General features: G+C 40.8%; 23 protein-coding genes and 1 other annotated feature. Of the genes, 1 reads left to right on the top strand and 22 read right to left on the bottom strand.

What is annotated here, in order from left to right; all coding sequences use genetic code 11:
* Positions 1-57: 57 nt before the first annotated feature.
* Complete coding sequence (locus HMPREF9200_RS00525; protein ID WP_009352858.1) at positions 58-1,503, top strand: aminoacyl-histidine dipeptidase; 1,446 nt, start codon at positions 58-60, stop codon at positions 1,501-1,503.
* A gap of 187 nt (positions 1,504-1,690) precedes the next feature.
* On the opposite strand, the gene HMPREF9200_RS00520 is transcribed toward HMPREF9200_RS00525, so the two are convergent.
* The 22 genes from HMPREF9200_RS00520 to HMPREF9200_RS00415 all read right to left on the bottom strand — a co-directional run bounded on the left by HMPREF9200_RS00520 (position 1,691) and on the right by HMPREF9200_RS00415 (position 24,187).
* Positions 1,691-3,262 carry a methyltransferase regulatory domain-containing protein gene (locus tag HMPREF9200_RS00520; protein WP_009352841.1) on the bottom strand — a complete coding sequence of 524 codons (1,572 nt, stop codon included), beginning with the start codon at positions 3,260-3,262 and terminating at the stop codon, positions 1,691-1,693.
* 324 nt (positions 3,263-3,586) lie between these two features.
* Positions 3,587-3,898 (bottom strand): hypothetical protein, encoded by a 312-nt coding sequence (locus HMPREF9200_RS00515; RefSeq protein ID WP_009352875.1) that lies wholly within the window; start codon positions 3,896-3,898, stop codon positions 3,587-3,589.
* A 241-nt stretch (positions 3,899-4,139) separates the two neighbouring features.
* Positions 4,140-4,553, bottom strand: a complete 414-nt coding sequence (locus HMPREF9200_RS00510) for a PepSY domain-containing protein (protein ID WP_009352844.1) — start codon at positions 4,551-4,553, stop codon at positions 4,140-4,142.
* 326 nt (positions 4,554-4,879) lie between these two features.
* On the bottom strand, positions 4,880-5,767 hold the full coding sequence (pheA, locus tag HMPREF9200_RS00505; protein ID WP_009352823.1) for a prephenate dehydratase: 888 nt from the start codon (positions 5,765-5,767) through the stop codon (positions 4,880-4,882).
* A gap of 423 nt (positions 5,768-6,190) precedes the next feature.
* On the bottom strand, positions 6,191-7,264 hold the full coding sequence (gene leuB, locus HMPREF9200_RS00500; RefSeq protein WP_009352939.1) for a 3-isopropylmalate dehydrogenase: 1,074 nt from the start codon (positions 7,262-7,264) through the stop codon (positions 6,191-6,193).
* A gap of 4 nt (positions 7,265-7,268) precedes the next feature.
* Positions 7,269-7,763 carry a 3-isopropylmalate dehydratase small subunit gene (locus HMPREF9200_RS00495; protein WP_009352818.1) on the bottom strand — a complete coding sequence of 165 codons (495 nt, stop codon included), beginning with the start codon at positions 7,761-7,763 and terminating at the stop codon, positions 7,269-7,271.
* A gap of 1 nt (position 7,764) precedes the next feature.
* Positions 7,765-9,030: a 3-isopropylmalate dehydratase large subunit gene (gene leuC / locus HMPREF9200_RS00490; protein ID WP_009352973.1), complete on the bottom strand. Its 1,266-nt coding sequence runs from the start codon at positions 9,028-9,030 to the stop codon at positions 7,765-7,767.
* Between the two features lie 4 nt (positions 9,031-9,034).
* Positions 9,035-10,573 (bottom strand): 2-isopropylmalate synthase, encoded by a 1,539-nt coding sequence (locus HMPREF9200_RS00485; protein ID WP_009352936.1) that lies wholly within the window; start codon positions 10,571-10,573, stop codon positions 9,035-9,037.
* 329 nt (positions 10,574-10,902) lie between these two features.
* Positions 10,903-11,103: a binding site (T-box leader), on the bottom strand.
* Between the two features lie 177 nt (positions 11,104-11,280).
* Positions 11,281-12,891 carry a CTP synthase gene (locus tag HMPREF9200_RS00480; protein ID WP_009352983.1) on the bottom strand — a complete coding sequence of 537 codons (1,611 nt, stop codon included), beginning with the start codon at positions 12,889-12,891 and terminating at the stop codon, positions 11,281-11,283.
* Positions 12,892-12,922: 31 nt separating this feature from the next.
* Entirely contained in the window at positions 12,923-14,587 is a 1,665-nt protein-coding gene (argS, locus tag HMPREF9200_RS00475; RefSeq protein ID WP_038144346.1) for an arginine--tRNA ligase, read from the bottom strand.
* Positions 14,553-15,011: a DUF1934 domain-containing protein gene (locus tag HMPREF9200_RS00470; protein ID WP_038144345.1), complete on the bottom strand. Its 459-nt coding sequence runs from the start codon at positions 15,009-15,011 to the stop codon at positions 14,553-14,555. The genes argS and HMPREF9200_RS00470 overlap by 35 nt, the downstream gene beginning before the upstream one ends.
* 36 nt (positions 15,012-15,047) lie before the next feature.
* Positions 15,048-15,320 carry a GIY-YIG nuclease family protein gene (locus HMPREF9200_RS00465; RefSeq protein ID WP_009352827.1) on the bottom strand — a complete coding sequence of 91 codons (273 nt, stop codon included), beginning with the start codon at positions 15,318-15,320 and terminating at the stop codon, positions 15,048-15,050.
* Between the two features lies 1 nt (position 15,321).
* Positions 15,322-15,948 (bottom strand): peptidylprolyl isomerase, encoded by a 627-nt coding sequence (locus HMPREF9200_RS00460; RefSeq protein WP_009352896.1) that lies wholly within the window; start codon positions 15,946-15,948, stop codon positions 15,322-15,324.
* Positions 15,949-16,057: 109 nt separating this feature from the next.
* Positions 16,058-16,552 (bottom strand): pyridoxamine 5'-phosphate oxidase family protein, encoded by a 495-nt coding sequence (locus tag HMPREF9200_RS00455; RefSeq protein ID WP_038144343.1) that lies wholly within the window; start codon positions 16,550-16,552, stop codon positions 16,058-16,060.
* Between the two features lie 381 nt (positions 16,553-16,933).
* Positions 16,934-17,245 carry a PepSY domain-containing protein gene (locus HMPREF9200_RS00450; protein WP_009352820.1) on the bottom strand — a complete coding sequence of 104 codons (312 nt, stop codon included), beginning with the start codon at positions 17,243-17,245 and terminating at the stop codon, positions 16,934-16,936.
* Positions 17,246-17,724: 479 nt separating this feature from the next.
* Complete coding sequence (locus HMPREF9200_RS00445; RefSeq protein WP_009352964.1) at positions 17,725-18,414, bottom strand: energy-coupling factor transporter transmembrane protein EcfT; 690 nt, start codon at positions 18,412-18,414, stop codon at positions 17,725-17,727.
* Between the two features lie 10 nt (positions 18,415-18,424).
* Positions 18,425-19,231, bottom strand: a complete 807-nt coding sequence (locus HMPREF9200_RS00440; RefSeq protein WP_009352843.1) for an energy-coupling factor ABC transporter ATP-binding protein — start codon at positions 19,229-19,231, stop codon at positions 18,425-18,427.
* 1 nt (position 19,232) lies between these two features.
* Positions 19,233-20,699 (bottom strand): energy-coupling factor ABC transporter ATP-binding protein, encoded by a 1,467-nt coding sequence (locus tag HMPREF9200_RS00435; protein WP_009352912.1) that lies wholly within the window; start codon positions 20,697-20,699, stop codon positions 19,233-19,235.
* Between the two features lie 171 nt (positions 20,700-20,870).
* Entirely contained in the window at positions 20,871-21,620 is a 750-nt protein-coding gene (locus tag HMPREF9200_RS00430; protein WP_009352957.1) for an ATP-binding cassette domain-containing protein, read from the bottom strand.
* A complete protein-coding gene (locus tag HMPREF9200_RS00425; RefSeq protein WP_009352902.1) occupies positions 21,617-22,387 on the bottom strand; it encodes an ABC transporter ATP-binding protein in 771 nt (256 codons plus the stop codon). Before HMPREF9200_RS00425 ends, HMPREF9200_RS00430 begins: the two co-directional genes overlap by 4 nt.
* Before the next feature lie 55 nt (positions 22,388-22,442).
* Entirely contained in the window at positions 22,443-23,252 is an 810-nt protein-coding gene (locus HMPREF9200_RS00420) for an ABC transporter permease (RefSeq protein ID WP_009352911.1), read from the bottom strand.
* Positions 23,249-24,187, bottom strand: coding sequence for an ABC transporter permease (locus HMPREF9200_RS00415; protein ID WP_009352863.1), 939 nt, complete (start codon positions 24,185-24,187; stop codon positions 23,249-23,251). Before HMPREF9200_RS00415 ends, HMPREF9200_RS00420 begins: the two co-directional genes overlap by 4 nt.
* Between the last annotated feature and the right edge of the window lie 209 nt (positions 24,188-24,396).

The following is a 24,396-nucleotide window of genomic DNA, read 5'->3' as shown; positions in this document are numbered from 1 at the left end:
CTAATAGAGTATAGTTATTTTATTGAATATTTCATCCATCCTAAGAAAGGGTTTATTATGACACATACTAACTATACAACTAATGTATTACACTGGTTCCGTGAAATCAGTCAAATCCCTCGTGAATCTGGCAATGAGCAGGGTATTAGCGATTTTCTAATGCAATTTGCCAAAGATAGAGGTTTGAAAGCAGAACAAGACGAAGAATTAAATGTCATCATTCGCGCTAATGCAACTGCTGGCTATGAAAATCATCCATCCATCATTTTACAAGGTCATATCGATATGGTGGCAGAAAAATCTGACACATCCACTCACGATTTTTTCAAGGACCCGATCGAGCTGATTGAAGAAGATGAATGGTTACACGCCAACGAAACTACTCTAGGTGCCGATAATGGCATCGCTGTGGCGATGGCACTGGCCGTGCTAGATGATCCAACTATCCCGCATGGACCTTTAGAATGCCTATTTACTACTAATGAAGAAACAGGTATGAATGGTGCTATGGCTGTGAAAGGTGACCGCCTACACGGACAATATTTGCTCAATATCGATACAGAACAAGAACATGAATTTATTGTAGCCTGTGCTGGGGGCTGTCGTTTGGACCTTACCTTACCAACGAACGCTGTACCAACACCAGCTGGATTAACTGCTTTGAAAGTCTCCGTAGATGGACTTCATGGTGGTCACTCCGGCATTGAAATTGGTGAACAACTTGGTAATGCTGTGACAATCCTAGCTCGCTTATTAGTGGAAGCACAACAAGAATCCCCTATTTCTTTAAGCCATTTTACAGGTGGTTCTAAACATAATGCGATTCCTCGCTTTGCAGAGGCAACTATTCTTTGCCAACCTTCTGATGCAGATGCATTACAAGCTCATATTCAAGGCAACGCTGAGATCATTCGTCACGAATTATCTCCACAAGATCCAAATCTACAAGTGAAAGTCACTCCTTGTGACACACCTGCTACGATCTATAGCGATGCACAAGCACACACCTTCTTGCAATTCTTATACTTAGCACCTCATGGTGTATTTGGTATGAGTAAAAAGTTAGAGGGCTTAGTAGATACCAGTAACAATATCGCTATCGTCGAAGATAATGACACACAATTAGATATTCTTATCTCCGTACGTAGCTTGACTATGAGTCAACTAGCTTACCTACGTGACCGCATCATGACATTGGCAAAAGCACATGGCTTCACGGCTTCCGAGCAAGGTCGTTACCCAGCTTGGGAATACGAACGTGGTAGCCGTTTAGAAGAACAAGCGATTGCTCTATACAAAGAGGTAATCGGTGTAGAACCTCATGTAACAGCCGTGCATGCAGGCCTTGAATGTGGCTTATTAAAAGCACAATTGCCGAATACACAAATGATTAGCTTTGGTCCTACTATCTTAGGCGCTCATACTCCAAAAGAACGGTTACACTTGCCAGCAGTAGATACAGTATCTAAATTCTTATTAACCTTATTAGAAAAATTACAATAACACCATACACAAGGGGGGGATCGCTACGCGATTCCCCCCGTTGTATACACATCATTATGAATGTCCTGTCCTTTGTATATTCTCTAGCACAACAAAAGAGCTGTACTTACATGTCACATAGACATGCTAGTACAGCTCTTTTTAATAGGAAAAGCTACATCTACCATCTAAGCAGACATACATCCATCTACTTATTACACAGGAATCCAAGACGGCCCAAATCATCTAAAACACCATCTACAACGGTACGACCAGCTATTTCTACCACTTTTCCAGATGATTCTGTTTCATTTACTTTTAACTTTTCATCTGCCAGTACATAGAGTTCTTCTAATGTTTTTGGTGTTTCTAACTCTTTCATCATCAGCACATGTCCAGAGTTAAATCCAGTGATGCTGTCGTTGTATAAGTCGGAGATATTAATGAACTTATCACCGCCTCTATCCACAACAGTTTGTACATAATTAGCCATCTCTTTTGGCACTGTGGACATACCTTCTTGGAATGTAGTAATTTCTTTTTTCTCCGTCACAGGTACAATGAATCCACATAACAAGAAACGAATGAGCATACTGTATAATTCTATTTCATTGTATTCTACACCATTCTGCAATCGTTCCAGTTCTGCTTTACAATCTGCGACATCAAAGAATTCTCCTTTTCGGCATTGATTTACAATGGCTTGCTCTATAGCATTGTCAGTATCCTTCAACTCTTTACCTTTATTAACCATACCAAAATACAAAGAATCTATAGTTTCAATTAAAAACTCTTCATTATGACGTAGTAAATGAGCTTGCGACTCATGGCATAATAGGGAACGACGGAATTGTGTGTCATAATAAAAATCTAGAATTTGTTCCTTTGTATTCCAATCTCCACCTGACATAGTATTAATTAATTTCCTACGTTCTTGTTTCATCCAAGTAATCGCCGACAATTGGAAATCTGTATCTGCTACATATACCATGTTATAGTTTTTAGCTCTCTTAATGAAATCACTCACATATACCGGATCATTGATAGGTTCTAAATATTCATGAGCAATATAATAGGTTTTGTGATCCAATGCCGAATCAAAGCTATTTGTTTTCCACTCCAAGGTAGGAACAAGATCTTTAGACTCTTTAATAAGCTCATTCATATGATGTACAAAGGAAATTCCTTTTTCTGTACGTTCTAATAAATCCATACCTTGATCATTTTGTGTGGCAAACATCATCATTTCACGAACTTGATTCAATCGATGCCAACCTGGGTATACGTTATAAGAAATGTAGGCTACTCCACGTTCGGACAAGTTTACATTACAGATTTCTAAAATTTTATCTTTTACCACATCTGGCACCCAAGACCAAATCCCATGAACGATAATATAATCAAAGGTTCCAAAGTCTTTGTCAATTTTTAGAATATCTTGTTCTACTAATTTTACATTTTTTAGATCCATAGCGTTGATGATTTCGTTACCAATTTCAATTTGAGATTCGCTAAGATCAACCCCTACAAAAGTAGCCCCTTGGTGATACACAGCCTGCCCAATGATATTCCCACCCATAGAACAACCTAGTTCTAACACGCGAGCCTCTTTAGCTGGAACTGGATTTAACCCCCACAATTTTGCCTTTGCTTCTAAACTATTAATGGAGGTAACCCCAAAAGATTTAGATGGATACACTAATTCATTATAGGAATTTTTTAAGTGTTCGATTACCTCTGTTTCTTCTTTTGTAATCGATGTGTTTTGGTTTAACTTCATTTATAATTCCTCTCTTATATTTTCTGCATAGAACAATCTAATCTATAAGGTCATAACATTTCTTATATTCAATGTGATCAATTTAATTATAGCAAAGTATCCTAATTTTTGCGAATATTCTATGGATTTAGTTTATGATACCTCGTATTCATTACCCATACTATGATGACTACCAATACAGGTACCAAGTATCCTATACATAATACTACTTAGCTATTAAAACTCTATCCATAGAAGCAAAAAAATACCTAACCCAAAACTTAGGTTAGGTATTCTATAGTGGTATCCAATATGTTCTATATCATAGGAATCCATCACTAGGTATTATTCTGCAATTTGTACTGGCACAACAGTAGTCGCTTGCAATGTATTGCCCACTCGTTTCGGTACCACAGTGTTATCTTGTGCGCGGTACACCGGTTGGTTCGCTTGTACAGGTACTACAGTCGTTGTTTGTTTGAACTCTGTATTGCCTGTACGTTTCGGTACTACTGTATCACTTTGCGCCGCTTGTGCAGATGCTTTCATAGTCGATGTTGATCCTGTATGTTGTACGCGGTCTTGGGACCAAACGGCACCCATCACGCTAGATGTACTGATAATTGCCACTAATATTGCCATAATAAATCGTTTCATTGTATTCTCCTTGTATAACTTATATATCTTATTCCATTACTTAATCTATATCTATATCCTTCGATATGCTTATATAATAACATACGCCTAATGATACTACAAGGGAATTTACAAACCATAATCATTCTTTATTACGATAGATGTGTTGCAATTATGATATAGTCCCATATTATAATTCATCACTATGTAAAGTTATGTGCTTGCATATAAAGTGAGACTATCGTATTTAAAATAAAAACTATTAATGCCCTTCTTTAACTTGGAAGATCTCCCCAGTAACAGCGTCGATTTTAATTTCTACTTCCCGTGTTAAGGTTTCCCCATCGATTTCATAATGAGCACGACCATGATCTGTATCGAACTTAACTTTTTCAATTCGATAGTCAGGGTATGCTATTTTAAAGATTTCCATCGCTTTTTCTTGCGTAATTTGTACTTGTTGCTGCGTTGCTTGTGGCGCTACAGCTCCAGTTTGTTGTATAGCATTATTTGTCGTTCCTGCTGGTGTCCCATTCACCACTGGCGCTACTTGGACTGACCCTTTTACAGCTGGAATAGCACGTGTATACTGTTCACGATCGTGATACCAAAACCACCCCATTGCACAACCTGTCACGATTACGCCTACTAAAAAAGAAATAATGCTTCGTTTCATACTATGTCTCCTTACTCAAATTTCACATTCTTGATACTCATATAGAAATTGGCGATCGCCTATACTAGATTTGCATAGTACATTAGTATAATATGTCTGCACAATACATCTATATAGTATATCTACATAGTATATCTACATATTTCTATATGATTCATAGGAATATAGTATCATACCTCTATTTCTGTGGGCAAGGGGGTAAATCCAAACTTCATCAAACTTTTAAATTACTCCTCTTATACTATCTATCATTACAACATCTAGAAATCCCAAAACATTATGTCTCTATATTAGCATTCTATAGCAGCAAAGTTCTGATTGAACCCTCACAGTACATCATAGATTTTATAATGTCCTAACACTTGCAAGTAATTGGACAGTTCTCGCACTTCTGTTAAAGCTTGTTGTACTTCTGCTTCACGGCCTTCCCCTTCTATATCAATGTAGAAAAAGTACTCCCACGGCGTGTGCATACATGGTCGTGACTTGATATTCACCATGTTCAGCTGATGATTTTCGAAGACTCGTAACACTTTTACTAGTGCCCCTGGCGTATTCGGTGTTTGTACAATGATACTTAACTTATGTGCATCATGAATCACTACATCCTTGTGGGTAATAATGAAGAATCGTGTAAAGTTTTCCTTAAAGTTCGCAATGTCTGGCGCCAATAATGTGAGTCCATATAGTTCTTTAGCGGATGCATTGGCAATACACGCTTTCGTTATATCCTGGGTATCGCTTACATATTTCGCACTCATAGCGGTATTGTTCATAGGACCTAGTTGCCACGAACTGTGTGTCGCCAAAAATTGCGAACACTGCATGAGTGCTTGCTCGTGGGAGTACACTTCTTGAATCGTGTCAAGGCTAGCCCCCGGTATCCCCAGCAAACTATGGCTAATACGATGTCGCACTTCTCCTACGATGTGGATATTCTTATCTTTGATCAAATCCGTACTATCTCGCACTTCCCCAACGATGGAGTTTTCAATAGGCAATATAGCATAATCGATGCGCCCTTCGTGAACAGCCTGTACGAGCTCTCGATGACTTTGACAACGCTCAATCCGTTGTCCTTCCACGGAGCCGCCCTTTTCTATATATTTTGAAAGTACATTCTGTAACACTTCATAGGCATAGGCCCCAGGTACACCTGTATAGCCTAGCACAGAGTGTGCAAAGTCTAAATCTGTAACTCTTTCATCTGCCATGGGAAACCCTCCTATTACTACATGGATTTTGTATAATATATGTACTATATTATACAAAATCTATGTTAAAACTTAAATACAAAGTATAGTTTGTATATAGATGCACCTATACTAGAATATGGTTAGTATATCCGCAAAAGCAGCCCATAAGTATGGTGCGCCCCACCATGGATATACTAATTTGCAGTATCAGCCGAGCTATATCTCGGCTTTTCTTGTTTACCTTACTGTATTTTCCCCTAGAGCCCCACCATAGCGCACTTAGGCTAGGGTCGATGCTTATATATAGGCGGAGATCTAAATTTCACAAACGAAAAAGAATGCCATATACTCCGGAGCAAATCTCAGTGAAACGTAAATTTGTGGAGGAGTGTATGGCATTCTTTCATTTGCTATATAAAGGCTATCTCCTCAAGATAAAGCTTATCCTAAGTGCGCTATGACAGCGTCAGTCATGCCTTGTGTATTTACTTTTGTAAATCCTTCACGGTACATATCCCCTGTACGATAGCCTGCATCAAGAACAGCTGTCACTGCTTGTTCGATGGAATCTGCTACTTCTGGCAAGTCCAAGGAGTAACGACACATCATAGCAGCAGACAAAATAGTGCCTAATGGATTGGCAATCCCTTGTCCTGCAATATCTGGTGCCGATCCATGGATTGGTTCATACAAAGAAGTGCCTGTACCAATGGAAGCAGATGGCAATAAACCAAGAGATCCAGAGATAACAGCCCCTTCATCGCTCAAGATATCTCCAAATAAGTTCGTTGTCACTAGGACATCAAATTGACCTGGGTTTGTTACCAATTGCATAGCTGTGTTATCTACATAGTAGTAATCCATATTGATATCTGGATTCGCTTCTGCTTTTTCTTTCGCAATTTTTCTCCATAAACGAGAAGACGCCAATACATTAGCTTTATCTACGCTCACCACTTTGCCAGATCGTTTACGAGCTGTTTCCACAGCTACATCCATGATGCGTTCTACTTCATAACGAGCATAGGTCTCTTTGTCCCAAGCAAACTCTGTTGGGCCTTCCCCTTGTGCTTCTTCCCGTTCCCCAAAATAGATGCCGCCTGTTAATTCACGAACGATGACAAAGTCAACGCTTTCTACCAATTCTGGTTTCAACGGAGAAAATTCACGCAATGCTGGATAGATTTTCACTGGGCGCAAGTTACAGAACAAGCCCAATGCTTTGCGTAAACCAAGGATGGCTTTTTCTGGGCGGATGGACGGATCTACATCATCCCATTTAGGGCCGCCTACAGCGCCTAATAATACAGCATCTGCTGCTTGGCATGCATCGATGGTATCTTGTGGCAATGGTTCACCGAAGGCATCGATGGCCGCACCACCTGCTTTTTTCTCAATCCAGTTTGCTGTTACACCAGCTTTGGCAAAGGCTGCATCCACCACAGCGCGTGCCGAATTTGTTATCTCTTCCCCAATGCCGTCACCAGCAATTAGGACAATTTGTTTTTCACTCATCATATTACTCCTGTCTTGTTTTTGCAAAATTCACCAGTCCACCTGCTTTGGCAATATTTTGCACAAATTGTGGTAGTGCCGTTCCTTGATAGCTTTCACCAGTTGTCACATTATGGACAACACCTGTGGCCATTTCCACAGCGATTTCGTGACCTTCTTGAATGCGGTCTACTGCATCACCAATTTCGATTACTGGTAAACCGATGTTGATAGCATTGCGGAAAAAGATACGAGCAAAGCTATCTGCTACGATGCAAGAAATACCTTTTTCTTTAATCACTGCTGGCGCATGTTCACGAGAGGAACCACAACCAAAGTTTTTACCAGCCACCATAATTTCACCAGCTTTCACATTCGGTGCAAAAGTCGTATCAATGTCTTCCATAGCATGTTCTGCTAATTCCGCCATATCCGCGATTGCCAAATAGCGTGCTGGGATGATTACGTCTGTATCTACATTGTCGCCGTAGCGCCAAATTGTTCCTTGAAAGTCTGCCATATTATACCTCCTCAGGGCTTGCTAAATACCCTGCTACTGCACTTGCTGCCGCCACATAGGGACTTGCCAAATATACTTCACTGTCCACGTGTCCCATACGACCACGGAAGTTACGGTTTGTGGTAGACACGGTACGTTCTCCCTCTGCCATGATACCCATGTAACCACCTAAGCAAGGACCACATGTTGGCGTACTTACAGCACAGCCTGCTTCGATGAAGATATCCATTAATCCTGCTTTTACAGCTTGGTTATATACATCTTGGGACCCTGGGATGACAATGCAACGCACGAAGTCCGCCACCTTGCGATCTTTAAAAATTTCTGCGCACATTTCTAAATCTTCAAAGCGTCCATTCGTACAAGAACCGATGATGACTTGGTCGATTTGAATACGGTCTTCTTTCACAATGTCTTTCATGTAATGTGTATTGGAAGGAAGATGTGGGTACGCCACCACTGGTGTTAATTCATCTAATTGGATGGTCACTACTTGGCAATAATCTGCATCTTCGTCTGCTGCAATCGGTTCGATAGGACGTGTGATGCGACCTTGGATATACTCCTCTGTCACTGCATCGTATGGAAATACACCACATTTACCGCCTGCTTCGATGGCCATGTTACAGATGGTCAAACGGTCTGCCATCGTCATGTACTGCACACCAGAACCATGGAACTCTAGAGCTTTATAACGAGCTCCATCCACACCGATTTTACCGATTAAGTCCAACACAATATCTTTACCGGAAATCCATTTGGCAGGTTTCCCTTCTAACACGACTTTGATCGTTTCTGGCACTTTGAACCAAGTTTTACCTTCTGCCATAGCAACCCCAGCATCTGTAGAACCAACGCCGGTAGCAAACGCATTCAATGCACCGTACGTACAAGTGTGAGAGTCGGCGCCGATGATCATTTCCCCTGGTCCAATCAAACCTTGTTCTGGTAATAATACGTGCTCGATACCCATACGCCCTACTTCAAAATAGTGCGTAATCTTATGTTGTCGTACAAAATCACGCATCACTTTGGCTTGTGTAGCGGATTTAATATCTTTATTCGGTGTAAAATGGTCTGGTACTAAATAGATGCGGTCTGCATCGAATACAGGCTTACCGATTTTTTCAAACTCTTTTTTCGCTGGCGGAAATGTAATATCGTTCATCAAGATGAAATCTAATTGACACTCAATCATTTGACCTGCTTTTACTTCTGCTAGCCCTGCGTGACGAGCCATATTTTTTTCTGTTATGGTCATACCCATGACATTAACCCTCCTGGTTTCCAAACTCTTGTTCTAATTCTTTTGCTAAATAAATAGCATTCACTGCGTTGATATAGGCGTTTACACTAGATTTTACGATATCTGTGCTCACCCCACGGCCTTGGAATCTGCGGCCATTATAGTTGACTTTCACAACCGCCTCACCAAGGGCATCCTTACCCACTGTTACGGAACGGATTTGGAAATCTTCCAATACAAATGGTGTGTTCACTAACCGTTCGATAGCTCTGAAAGAAGCATCTACTGGACCATCACCAACAGCGGCGTCCATACGTTCCCCATTCGGAGTTAACACACGAATGCTAGCAAGAACGTATCCATTTTGATCGGAATGGTAATCATGTTGTACCACGTGGAATGCTTGTTCGTGATGCATAGTATCCATCACCAAAGCGTAGATATCTTCATCGTAAACTTGTTTTTTCTTATCTGCTAAGGCTTTAAACTGCACAAATAGCTCATTCACTCGTTCTTCTTCTAACTGAAAGCCTAAATTCACTAGATGATCTTCAAAGGCATGACGACCAGAATGTTTACCTAATACGATGGACGTTTTTTCCGCTCCTACACTAGCTGGTGTCATGATTTCATAGGTAGTTGGATTATTCAACATACCATGTTGATGAATACCAGACTCATGAGCGAAGGCATTCGCTCCGACGATAGCTTTATTAGGAGATACGGCAACTCCGCAAAGTTTGCTCACCAATTTGCTAGTACGTGTAAATAGTGGTGTGTTGATGTGTACATCAAATGGATAGTGGTCATGACGTGTTTTAACGGCCATTACTACTTCTTCGATAGCCACATTACCAGCTCGTTCTCCTAAGCCATTCATAGTACATTCTACTTGACGAGCCCCAGCTTCGATAGCTGCCAACGTATTGGCATTCGCAAGACCTAAGTCATTGTGACAATGTACACTGATGATTGCTTTTTCGATACCTTTCGTATGCTCTTTAATGTAGCGAATACGATTTCCAAACTCTTCTGGAGTCATATACCCTACTGTATCTGGCACATTCAAGATAGAAGCTCCACCTTCGATAGCCACTTCAAAGACACGGCATAAATACTCTAAATCTGTACGAGATGCATCTTCTGCGGAGAACTCGATTTCATCAAATTTACCTTTCGCAAACTCAAGGATATGTTTTACTATCGCTAGTACTTCTTCACGAGTTTTCTTTAATTTGTATTCTAGGTGAATATCGCTTGTAGCAATAAACACATGAAGACGACTGCGCTCTGCACTAGCTAGCGCCTCTGCTGCTCTTGTCACGTCATTTTCGTTGGATCGAGCAAGGGCTGCGATCGTACATCCACGTACCTCTCTCGCAATCGTAGATACTGCTTCAAAGTCACCTTCCGATGCTGCTGGGAACCCCGCTTCGATGACATCTAATCCAAGGCGTACAAGAGCTTGTGCAATTTCTACTTTTTCTGGTGTTTGAAGGGACACACCTGGTGTTTGTTCCCCATCGCGTAGTGTAGTATCAAAAAAATAAATTCTGTTATCCATGATTGTTCCTCTTTCTAAAAATAAAAAACACCCCCAGAGATGACTATGCATCCCTAGGGGCGTTATATGTAGCGTATTGGTTTCATAGAGGTTTTTACATCTTACATACTATAGTTCTAGTAATACTACATCACAGATTTTTCTCTATCTTGTGTAGCGATTTGTTCACAACCAACCGCATATTCTACTGCTAGTAAGCTATGCTTACAACTATCAGAACATTCTAATAGAGTCTACTTGTACTGTATACCTTATACAGATCTCATCGTAAAATGTAAGAAACACTAATCAACCTATGATAAAAAAAGCCCCTCAATGTGCAGCGCACATCAAGGGGCATTATCATTTCAATAACACGGTCCCACCCTAGTTGGTTCTCACAGTTATAACGGAACTACCGTCGATGACTACTTGATTTCACCATCGCTGCTCACAGGGGAGTTTCAATATAACCGTTCTACTACTTCGCACCAACCAGTAGCTCTCTGAAAGCAACTAACTATATCTTTATACCTGTTCATCGCATTTGCTTTATGTAACTGAAGACTATTCTATAGTATTTCCAGTCGCTTGTCAATAGACTAATGTGTTTTTTATTTAGATATATACACAATACGAATAAAATCTATTATATAGTACAAAAGGACTGCACCCAGAATCTATTGTATTCTGTTACAGTCCTTTCTATGTTACATACTCACTATGTCTTATTTTTTATTCTCAATGGCCGCTTTCACAAATCCTTTGAACAATGGATGTGCATTGTTTGGACGAGATTTCAATTCTGGGTGGAATTGTACGCCTACGAACCAAGGATGATCAGCTACTTCAACGCATTCTACTAGACGATTATCAGGGGATGTACCAGAGATAATCAAGCCTGCATCTGTCAATTGTTGACGATAGGCATTGTTGAATTCCCAACGATGACGATGGCGCTCGTAAATCAAGTCTTCGCCGTATGCTTCATGTACTTTTGTACCAGGTACTGTTTTACATGGATATACGCCAAGACGCATTGTACCGCCTTTTTCATCTACATCTACTTGGTCATCCATTAAGTCGATGACAGGGAACTGGCAACTTTCATCAAATTCTGTGGAAGTAGCGCCTTTCATATCTAAAACGGAACGAGCAAATTCCATCACAGATGTTTGCATGCCCAAGCAAATGCCAAGGAACGGCACTTTGTGCTCACGAGCATATTGGATGGTCGAAATTTTACCTTCTACACCACGGCAACCAAAACCGCCTGGTACTAAGATACCATCTACATCTTTATATACTTCGGCTAAATCAGTACCTTCAGCTTCTACCGCTTCAGAATCAACCCATTTAATGTTCACTTTTGTATCTTCTACGATACCTGCATGACCCAACGCTTCTGCTACAGAAATATACGCATCATGTAATGCTACGTATTTACCAACAAGAGCGATGGTAATTTCTTGTTTAGGATGTAAGATTTTATGAACCATTTCTTTCCATTCTGTCATATCTGCAGGACGATCTTCTAGGTTCAATTTGCGTACAACAATGCTGTCTAATCCTTCATCTTGCATCATCAAAGGCACTTCATAGATTGTGCTGCAAGTGCGGTTTTCCACGATAGCATCTGGATCCACGTCACAGAATAATGCCAATTTATCTTTCATTTCACGGGAAATTTCTTTTTCCGTACGGCATACAATGATATCTGGTTGAATACCGATGCCACGAAGTTCTTTTACGCTATGTTGTGTTGGTTTTGTTTTCAACTCACCAGCTGCACTAATATATGGTACCAATGTTACGTGGATATATAACACATCATCACGGTTCACTTCTTTTTTCACTTGGCGGATAGCTTCCAAGAACGGTAAGCTTTCAATATCACCTACAGTACCGCCGATTTCTGTAATTACCACATCAGCATTGTCTTCTTTACCTACACGGAACACAGCATTTTTGATTTCATTCGTAATGTGAGGGATAACTTGCACAGTAGAGCCAAGATATTCACCTTTACGTTCTTTATTGATCACAGACCAATACACTTTACCAGCTGTAATATTGGATGTTTTACCTAAGTTAATGTCGATGAAACGTTCATAGTGGCCTAAATCTAGGTCAGTTTCTGCACCGTCGTCAGTGACGAACACTTCACCATGTTGATAGGGACTCATTGTACCTGGGTCAATATTAATATATGGATCAAATTTTTGAATTGTCACCTTATATCCACGGTTTTTCAACAAACGTCCCAAGGATGCTGCAGTAATGCCTTTACCTAATGATGATACGACGCCACCTGTTACGAAAATATACTTTGTTGACATGATGCCTCCCTAATAAATTATGCGCTTCTGATTACATTTTTTCAGGAGCAGAAATACCTAAGATACCAAGACCATGTTGTAATACATGTGCTGTTGCCGTAATCAAGCCTAATCGAGCTTGTTGCAATTCTGGTTCAACGCCCATGATACGACCTTGTTTATAGAAGGAATGGAATAGACTTGCTACATCGTACAAGTATTTAGCGATACGATGTGGCGCTTTATTATTAGCAGATAGTTGAACTTCTTCTGGATAAGCCGCTAATTTTTTAATCAATTCCACTTCTTGTTCACTTTGCAATGCTGTGAAAGATGTATTTGCCCAGTCACCATAGGCAATACCTGCTTCTTTTACTTGCCCAAAAATACTATGAATACGAGCATGTGCATACTGGATATAGTACACTGGATTGTCGTTAGATTTAGAGGATGCCAAGTTGATATCGAAGTCCAATTGACTATCTAAGGAGCGCATCAAGAAGAAGTATCTTGCTGCATCCACTCCTACGTCTTCAATCAATTCATCCAAAGTTATGGTTTCACCAGTACGTTTGGACATTTTTACAAGTTCCCCATCACGGTATAAAAATACCATTTGTAATAACAGAACTTCTAACTTATCTGGATTGAACCCAAGCGCTTCCATCGCTGCTTTTACACGAGCAATATAACCATGATGGTCAGCACCCCAAATGTTAATTAATTGTTTGTAACCACGTTCGTATTTATCTTTGTGGTACGCAATATCTGCGGCTAAGTATGTTGGCTCTCCATTGTCACGGATAACTACACGGTCTTTGTCATCTCCATATTGCATAGATGCCAACCAGTAAGCCCCATCTTTTTCATACATTCCGCCAGATTCTAATAACTGATTCACCAATGTGCGAATCTCACCGCTTTTATGCAAACTACGTTCGCTAAACCAACGATCAAACCCTACGCGGAAATTACGTAATGTTTTGCGTAATCCATTTAATTTTTCTGTTAAAGCAAATTCTTTAAAGAATGGAACACGCTCTTCTTCTGGAAGTACTGCAAAGAAATCGCCTCTCCAGTTAATCAATTCCTGCGCTGTATCGATGACATCTTGACCACGATAGCCAGACTCAGGGAACTCATGTTTCATATCTAATAGTTCTAAATAACGAGCATTCACAGAGGCCGCTAAGTTATCGATTTGCTTACCTGCATCATTAATGTAATATTCAGCAAACACATTATATCCAGCTGCACGCATTAAATTTACCAAGGCACTACCATAGGCAGCACCACGACCATGGCCTACATGTAACAAACCAGTTGGGTTTGCACTAACATACTCGATTTGCACAGTATCTTCTTCACGAAGTGGTGCATTACCGTATGTTTCACCAGCTGTTAATATATTTTTTAAAGTATCGTAAATCACATCAGAGGCTAGGAAGAAATTAATAAATCCCGCACCTGCTACTTCTGCGCGCGTTAACCAATCATAATTCATATGGGAAATGATCGTTTCCGCAATAGCACGTGGGTTGAATTTCGCTATCCGTGCAGATTGCATAGCAATATTCGTAGAAAAATCGCCAAATTCTTTCTGCGGTGGCACTTCCAAATGTGCTTCTGGATAGGCACCTTCTGGTAATTCTCCTTGTTCTAGAGCTATCTGCAAAGCATCCTTAATGGCTGCTTTCAAAACTTCTTTCATGTCCATAATGTACATCCTCCCGAATCTCTACATACAATTGGTTGTAAAATTGCCATTCACCACCAACAGAGATATCATATCCTAAACAAATATGGCCCTTGCCATCTTTCAAATCTATGTCTAATTCATGGGTTAACATAGCTAGTTCTACCGCCCCATATGGGGTTTCTAAGCTAGCAATATTAGTTTTTCCTAATTGATATTCATGGCGCATAGAAAATTCACCAGTTCTTAGGAGTACCACCGAATCCTTATAGGCTTTAATGGTTGTTTTTGTATTCCCCAAACCAGTGACTTCACTTTCATCATAAATGATATGTTTCGCCAAGGCTGTTTCATAATACTTACCAGAGGATACTAATTCCACCACCGTATCTTCTCCATCCGCATCACGTTGCGTACTTTTCACGGACACAATGACTCGTTTCATTAGCATTCCTCCTCTCGTATTCACGCACTATCTGTATCATTTCATTATATCACAATTTGCCGCAATGAGGGCATCTTTTTGGGCCCGTTCCATGCGCTTTACTTGCTGTTCCATGGATTGAGCATCTTGCTTTCTACTGAAAGCTGTACTCCATACTAAAGTGACTGGTCTTCGACTTCGTGTATACTTGGCGCCCCCTTTAATTTCACCATTATGAGCTCGTATACGTTTTTCTAAATCCGTAGTCCATCCCGTATATAGAGAGCCATCTGCACAGCGTACCATATAGGTGTAAAATTTTTCTTCCATCTTATTCACCAGCTGGAATTGGTGCTAAATCAACAGACTGAATCACCACTGGTTCTTTTGGAGTATCCCGTTTATCTCTCGGCACACGACTGATCGCTTCTACCACATCCATACCCTGTACAACCACTCCAAAGATAGTGTGTTTGTTATCTAGCCATGGGGTTGGTGCCACTGTAATAAAGAACTGAGCATTCCCTGTATTAGGGCCTGCATTAGCCATCGCCAAGATCCCCATTTTATTAAAGTGTAAATCATTGCTTACTTCATCAGGAATTGTATATCCAGGACCACCTTTTTTATTATCTCCACCTTGGATCATGAATCCATCGATAACACGGTGAAAGGTTAGATTATTGTAATATCCTTGCTCAATTAAACTTTTAAAGTTTTTCACAGTAATAGGAGCCTTACTGCCATATAGACGTACTTTGATATCGCCTTTATTCGTATGAATCGTTGCATATTCATCAGCAATTGGTGTCGCATCAAAGCTAGGCATTTTTGTTTCTACTTTCACTTCTTTCCCTACTTCAGATTTTGCTTGCTGAGCTGCGTCAGTACCACAAGCAGCCGTCACTACTAACGTTGCTCCTAATAGCGCACTCAGTAAGATACGTTGTATATTCATTAATTGTTGTCTCCATTTCTAAAATAAAGACCGCCGTTAGATGAAACCTCTAACGGCGGTCTTTATTTATCATATCATACTTGACGCAGATGTGCAAAAAGAATCTACCCTATCTCGCCAAGACTTGGCGAATATAATAGCCACGTGCTCGCAAAGAACCATTCAAGTAAACAATCTCATTCGATTTCACACGAATCAAATACAATGCATCATCACGTTCTAATAATTTTTCCATACCAATTTCTGTTAGTACCTTAGCATACTCTTCATCATCAGGGCCTAGCACCGTTGCCACACCTTGAATCTGAACACTCTTCGCCGTACCTGGACCCTCATAAGGGTCGAACACAGTAAGAGATACGTTTTTATCTTCTTCTAAGTGAAAGAATTTCTCACCACCTTCAGAGAAAATATCAATGTATCCACCATGCACAGTATACGATAATGGAGTGCAACGGACACCCGTTTCACTATGCGTCGACAAAGCACACGTATGATGGGCTTTCAAAAAATCAACAATCTCAACATGCAATTCACGTGGGTCCATCTTTCTTGCAGTTTTATCCTTCTCTGTCCAAAAAGAAGCTGCTACTTTATAATCCATCAATTCTCCTTTCAACCCCTGCACGAACTTACCTCATTCTATTATAGCACTAACAGCCATGTCCATTTCAAGTACTTGCAGAATAATTTTGAAAGTTATTATTAAAAACTTAGCTCAACCAAAGTAAATGCGACATTTCCTAAGCAAACTTAGCAGCAAAGCGCAAGTTTGCATATCACCCCACACCTTGAGGAACGCAGTTAAGCGTAGCAGCCTTTGTGGCGTTCCTTTACTGACCAAATCACACAAACATAAGAAGACCGTAACATACCCCTGAACAAACATAACCACTGTATAGTTTGAGAAGAGGTGTGTTACGGTCTTCCGTTTATTTTATTTAGTTAAGAACGGCACAGGCTGCATAGCAAAACAAGAAACGACTTAGTTACGATCATATTTCATGCGGTAAATCTCACCTGTAGCCGCATCAATTTTTACATCAACTTCTTCGTATCCACGGAAGCCTTCAATTTCATAATGAGGGCGACCATAGTCCACATCAAAATCAACATCTTTAATTTGATAATCTGGATATTGTGCCTTAAAAATTTCCACCGCACGATCATAGCTAATTGCTGCTTGCGCTTGTACCGGTGTATATTTACTGAAAGCCGCTTGTGTTGGCACAGCCACTGCAAATAAACCTGCACCTACCACAACTGCTAACGCTAATTGTTTCATTACTTTATTCATAGTATGCTCCTCAATAAACGAAACTTATCTTTTATATCGATATATTTCTATATCCTATAATATTAGTATATCTTCGATGCAAATAGGACGTCAAATATAAACATAGATCTCTCTATGCTAAATTTGCATAGTTATAAACTACAACAAAATAAACAACCCTCTTTTTCCCTAAGGAACGCAGTTAGGCGTAGTAGACTTGTGACGTTCCCTTACTACCTAACTCACACAAACACAAGAAGACCGTAACATGCTCCTGAACAAACATAACCACTGTATCAGTTTGAGAAGGAGTATGTTGCGGTCTTCCAATCCCCTAAGGAACGCAGTTACGAGTAGTAGCCTTGTGGCGTTCCCTTAACTACCTAAATCACACAAACACAAGAAGAGCACGGCATGTTCCGGAGCAAACCTAACCACTGTATCAGTTTGCGGAGGAATATGCCGTGCTCTTCCCTTATGCTAATTAAGAACGCCACAGGCTACATAGCAAAACTAGTGACGCCCCACAAGGTGTATAGCGTCACAAGGGTCGCTCCCAACATAACAAGAACTGCCACATAATCAATGCCTTGCAAGCTAACTTTCCGCATAAATGTATGTTGCTGATTTCCAAAACCTCGAAGTTCCAAAGATAATGCCATTGTCTCCGAACGACTCAATGATTTCAGCATCAACGGTTGGATGACCGTCATGTAAGATTTTATCTTCGTCAGCCAATTCCCTTCTAACGACATACCTCGACAGGCCTGTGCTTCTTGCACCGCTTTACTTTCACGTAAAAAGTCTGGTACAAAGCGTAGAGCTGCTGTAAACATAAAGGCATACGCATAGGGGATACGACATTGTTGTACAAGAGCCACTGTTAAATCTTGTGTTTTTGTTGTTACAATGAGCATCATAAAGATGGTGGTCATCGTCAACATGCGCAAAGCTGTTACAACCGCGGAGTCCACGGACCAGCTACCCAAGTACTGTACGATACCTAAGAACGCAGAAAACCCGATTAAGGCGAATAATGCTTTCCATTGACGCAACAAGATACCACCAATCAGCATTACCAACAATTCTACTCCAAATAATGCCAACAATAATTCCGGAGTTTTCATAGCAATGGCTAAGATGGACACGAAGATTGTTGCCCAAATTTTTGTTAATGGTACAAATTTCATTGGTCTCCTCCTATCCTTTCACATGCTCTGCATAGCGCAGCTCAAACTCTTTCATAGATTTGCAATACCCTAAAGCTGGTACCGTTTCACTAAGCACTACACTCGGTGGTTTTGTCAAACCAAGTTCCAACAAGTCCTCACGGCTTGTAAATAATTCTTCCGGGGATCCATCGAAGGCTTTTGTGCCATATCCCATAATGATCACTCGTGTAGAATATTCTGCCATAATTTCCATATCATGGGTAATGAGTAATATGGTCAAACCTTGGGCTTGCAATTCTTGTAACAACACAAGTAAACCTTTTGTTTCTGTTCCATCTTGTCCACTAGTAGGTTCGTCAAGAATCAACAGTTTAGACTGCATCGCTAACGCTGAGGCAATCGCTACTCGTTGCTTTTCTCCACGGCGTAAGCCTAATGGATAGGATTCTGCTAAATGGGAAATACCTACTCGTTCTAGAGCATCTTGTACGATGCGGTCTACCGTTGCTTTGTCGTATCCCAATTGTTCAGGACCAAATGCCACCTCTTCTGCCACAGTCTGGCGGAACATTTGACGATCTGGCTGTTGAAATACATAGCCAATAAAACGTCCTCTTTCAGAGGTAGGCATATTCGTAATATCTTGGCCGTCGTAAGAAATCTTACCTTCTACAGGCGTTTCCAAACCCACTAATAAACGAGTTACCGTTGTTTTACCACACCCATTACGGCCACCTAATGTAATGAATTCTCCATCTCCTATGGTAAAAGTTACATCTTTCATAATATCTTGTCCCGGTACATAGGAAAAGCGCAAATTTTCAACTGTCAACATATTAGCGTTCTCCTTTCATAAGACTAGACTGCGCAGATGCTAAAGACAACCATGGTGTATCTAAATCAATCCCTTTTGCTGCTAAGGATTTATAGGTCACAAATAAGGATGGCAATGCATCTACGTATGTGTTCGTATCATACATATAAGACAATACATCTTCTACAGAGCTGTCGATTTTTAGCTCCCCACCATCGATTAATACCATACGATTTGCGTACGGTAAGACAGCGTGTAAATCGTGGTCAATAACCACAACAGTAATACCATGGTCACGATTCAAGGAACCTACTAAGCGATATAATTCTTCTGTGCCTTCTGGATCTAAAGAGCTAGTCGGTTCATCTAACACTAAAATAGATGGGTTTACAGCTAACACAGAGGCAATGGCCAACCGCTGACGTTGCCCCCCAGACAAGCTGTACACATTGCGGTCTTCCAATCCAGTTAAGCCTACTTGTTCTAACACGATGGCTGTACGCTCTTGAATCGCCTCCGCTGTATAGCCACGATTTTCAAGGGCAAAGGCTACTTCCTCTGCCACTGTCATGGTCACTAGTTGTGTATCATAGTCAGCTAAGACGATACCGATATCATCTGCTACATCTGGAATTTCTAATTGCGTCACTGCTTTTCCATTGATGAATACCATGCCTTCCATGGTACCACCATAGAACTTCGGTACAGCTCCTGCCATAGCCATGCAAATGGTAGATTTACCACAGCCTGCTGGGCCTGTAATGACAAGGAAATCTCCTTCGTTCACCACTAAGTTAATATCTTTCACGGCATACTGCGTTTGATTCCCATAGCGATAACTCATATGCTCGATTACAATCGGTGCTTTCACAGACGGTACAATATGTAAATCACTGTGATCACTGCTGTCCGTCAATTCTTGCCCTTTCACAGTTTGACGAGCCAATAATTTTTGCGCTGGAATGTACAAGAATGGTGCCACTACCGCATTACAAAGGGATACCATCAACACCAATGGCCACATAGCATTCCAATACACATTGCTAGGCAATCCTAACACGAGATATAAGCAAGTAATAAAAGCTCCACCAGATGCTACAGTACTGATGAAAGCACTTAAAATCGGCATTACATTTAGCCTACCAATTTTCAAATTAGAAATATAATGCACTAACACGGCACAAGTGAAAGCCCCCAAAGGCTCACTAATCAGGTTACCATATGGCAATGCCGATTTTGACGTGAATACATTAATCAAGGCCGCTACCAAACCAATACCTAAACTTTGTCTAAGGGTTGGACGCGTTAAGTTGATAGCTACACAATAAGTAGCTATAGTCCAGTTCGGTGTGACCCCTGCCACACTTGGGGATACAGCATGTAAAATCGTTCCCAAAGCTAGCATGATGGTACTCACCGTTATCCAACGAAACTGACCACCTTGTACATGCGTGTAAGTCAGTTTCGACACATCTTTGATTTCTTTCATACGTTCCTCCCTATCATCTTCTATATCACTTGTATCGTATATTCTAAAATACAATTATACTATTTTTTTACAATTCATGCTATCACTAGGATAATATTTATATCAAAAAAATACCACAACACTTTCACAAGGAAATGTTGTGGTCTTTGCTACTGTATAAACGATAGCCATTTACCCACGGCTAGCTGCCAATAATTGTTTTGTATACGGATGCGTTGCCAATCCCAAATCTTTTGATGCCAAGGTTTCTACAATCGTACCCTCTTTCATCACAATAATACGATCGGTGAGAGTTTGCAAAACGCCTAGGTCATGGCTGACGAACACATAGGTAAACGGTTGCTCTTCGTAAACGTTTTGAATCAGTTCGATAACCCGCGCTTGATTGCACACATCGAGGGCACTCGTCGGCTCATCAAATAAGACAAGCTCAGCCCCGACTGCCATCATGCGGGCTAAAACCAATCGCTGTAACTGGCCTCCGCTCAATTCATGGCGGTATTTCTTCCACACCGATGTATCCAATCCCACCTTTGAAAGCCACCATTCACAGCGCTCTTTCGCCTCTTGTTTTGTGCCTATCCCAAAATTCACGCAAGGCTCTAGCATAAATTCACCTACTGCCATGCGAGGGCTAATGCTGTGAAAGGAGTTTTGGAACATCACTTGCAAGGAACGATAGAGCTCTCTCTCATTTCCTTTCCATTGGGAAACAGATTTTCCAAACAAAGAAAGGTTCCCTGAAGTTGGCTCTTCTTGCAAGGATAGCAATCGCAATAAGGTACTTTTACCAGATCCACTGCCACCTGCAATTCCGATGCGCTCTCGTTCTTGCACGGACAAACTCACATCTTGCAGTGCTGTCACCGTTTCCCCTTTGCGGGTATATAGTTTGCTGACGCCCTGAACTTCTAGTATCATACTTTCACCTCCTGCAAGGACTGTAAAAGTAGTTTCGTATATTCATGTTGCGGATTCGATAAAACCTCTTCGGTCTTACCGATTTCAACTAACACACCTTCATGCATAATACCTACGCGATCCGCCAATCTACGGGCGATCTGAATATTGTGTGTGATAAACAGCAACGTATTCTGCAACCGCTGTTGCACCTCTTCTAGGACTTTCACAATATCCTGTTGCACCAATACATCAAGAGCACTAGTCGGTTCATCTGCAATAAGTAGTTGTGGATGTATGAGTAAACTCATAACGATGGCCACACGCTGTTGCATGCCCCCACTCAGTTGAAATGGATAGGACTCAAGCAATGCCTTTCCTCGTGGTAAGGAAACAGCCTCTAGCAGGTTCAAAATATCACCTTCATCGTAGGCCTTTCCATGGGAGGCTAAGATTACTTTCATCTGCTCCCCAATGCGTTTGAATGGGTTTAAATAATTACCTGGATTTTGGTAAATCATGGCTATATGTACACCACGTACACCTTGCCATTCCTTAGGTCCATAAGTGAGCAAATTATCTCCCCCATAGTGGATGGCTCCCGTTAGGTCTGCCTGTTCTAACAAACCTAAGAGAGCTTTCGCTACAGTAGATTTTCCGGACCCACTTTCACCAATGATGGCAAAGGTTTCATTCTGTTTTAACGTGAAAGATACCTCTTTCACGACCTTTACTCCATCGTAAGAGACGGATAAATTGTCTACGCTTACTAAATCTGTATTAGTCAATGGTACTATCCTTTGTCATTACATAAGAATCAAATTGGGGCTAATATTTCGCCCTTTACACATGCCTACCATCTTGTAAGGCATCACTAATGTAATTTAATAACACAACAGTGATAAAAATTGCTAACCCTGGATAGATCAACAGCCAAGGCGCTGTTTGCAAGAAATCTCGAGCATTCAGCAAGATAGCACCCCATTCTGGTGTAGGCGGTTGTACACCAATGCCGATCAGGGAAAAGCTTGCCACCGTAATAATCGTGTCCCCCATATGTTGAATGATGACCAACAATAGAGTCCCTCGAAGATTGGGAATCATGTAGCGACGGATAATGCGCCACAAGGAAGCCCCAGACATACGTGCTACAACCACATATTGTGCTTGTTTTTCCAAATTCACCAAGTTCCGCGTAATCTTTGCGTATTCTGCCCAACGAGTTAGGCACAGTGAAATAATAATATTTTCCACAGACGGCCCCAATATACCGATGCAGGCAATGGCCACGATCATGCTAGGGAACCCTAGTAACATATCGATGCAACGTGATCCCAATTCATCAATATACCAAGGGCTCATACTTAGCAAACCACCGATACAAATGCCAATGATACTGCTAATGGCAATGATAGATATGGCTATGAACAACGAATCTTGTCCGCCCCATAATATCCGTGAAAGTACATCACGCCCCAATTGGTCCGTGCCTAATAAATGCGTTGCACTTATATCTTGTAATCTAGCCCCTAAATTTGTCTCATTAGGGTCAAAGGGAGCTAACTGAGAACCAAATAGAAAGAGTCCCATCCAAAGTATAGTCAGTAAAATGGCCCCTAAGAGTAGCTTATCTTGTTTCCATAAACGAATCATGGGCGCCCTCCATATCTTCTTTCAGGATGAAGTAAGTACATCCATATATCCACTGATGTATTGACCACCACATAGACTAGAGAAATCCATACGATATAACTTTGAATCACAATATAATCACGACTAATAATACCATGCACCATGAGTTGGCCCATCCCTTTGACAGAAAATACCGTTTCAATCACTGCAGAACCGCCCAACATAGCGCCGGTCGTAATCCCTAACATGGATAACAGCACAAGGCGCACTTGAGGAATGATGTAATCACGATAGATATATGCGGTACGTATACCCATCGTTTTTGCTCCTATCACCGGTAACGATGCATACGCCTGCACCACTGCATTGCGAACGCGACGAATGTATAAGCCACAAAACCAAATCGCCAAGGTAATACTCGGCAACACGTAAGCACTTAACCCCTTCGTATTTGTCACAGAGAAAATAGGAATCTTCACAGCTAGCGCATATAATAACAACAATCCTACCCAAAATGCTGGTACTGCCAATGCTAGAAAGGATACTATACGCACCACATAATCGATCCAAGTATCTTTATAATGCGCTGCCAGTCCTCCTAACCCTATCGATAGGATACTGCCTAAACCAATGGAAACCGCCACCAAGGATAAGGTCCTTGGCAAAGCACTTTGCAACAAATCTACAACGGGTACATTCAGGAAGATAGACTGCCCAAAATCTCCATGTAACATTTGCCACAACCAACGACCATATTGTATATACCAAGGATCATTAAGGCCTAACTCTTGTCGAATTTGTTCCACTATAGTGGGATCTGGTGTCATACCTTGCAGATAAAACCGTGCCGACACTGGATCTACAGAAGACATTTGCATTAAGAGAAACGTTCCCAATGTGACTGCCAATAATACACCTACCATAGATGCCAATTTATATAATAATACCCGTACCATATCAATCCACCTTTCTTATATACATTCTCTATTAAAGTATATAGGATAGGGCCTCTCTTTGTAAATATAACATTTTTATTTTATTCCTCATATCTGATTAAATATATAATTGCAAAAGCATTTAGCAACTTATACACTTCCAATATATATCCGCTTTTATGAGAATCATTGTCTTTTATAGAAAAATACAGTATAATATAGTTATTATT

The organism is Veillonella sp. oral taxon 780 str. F0422 (genome assembly GCF_000221605.1).
Lineage (GTDB): Bacteria > Bacillota > Negativicutes > Veillonellales > Veillonellaceae > F0422.
The sequence above is the reverse complement of the archived record's forward strand: the minus strand, read 5'-3'. Positions and strand labels throughout refer to the sequence as shown.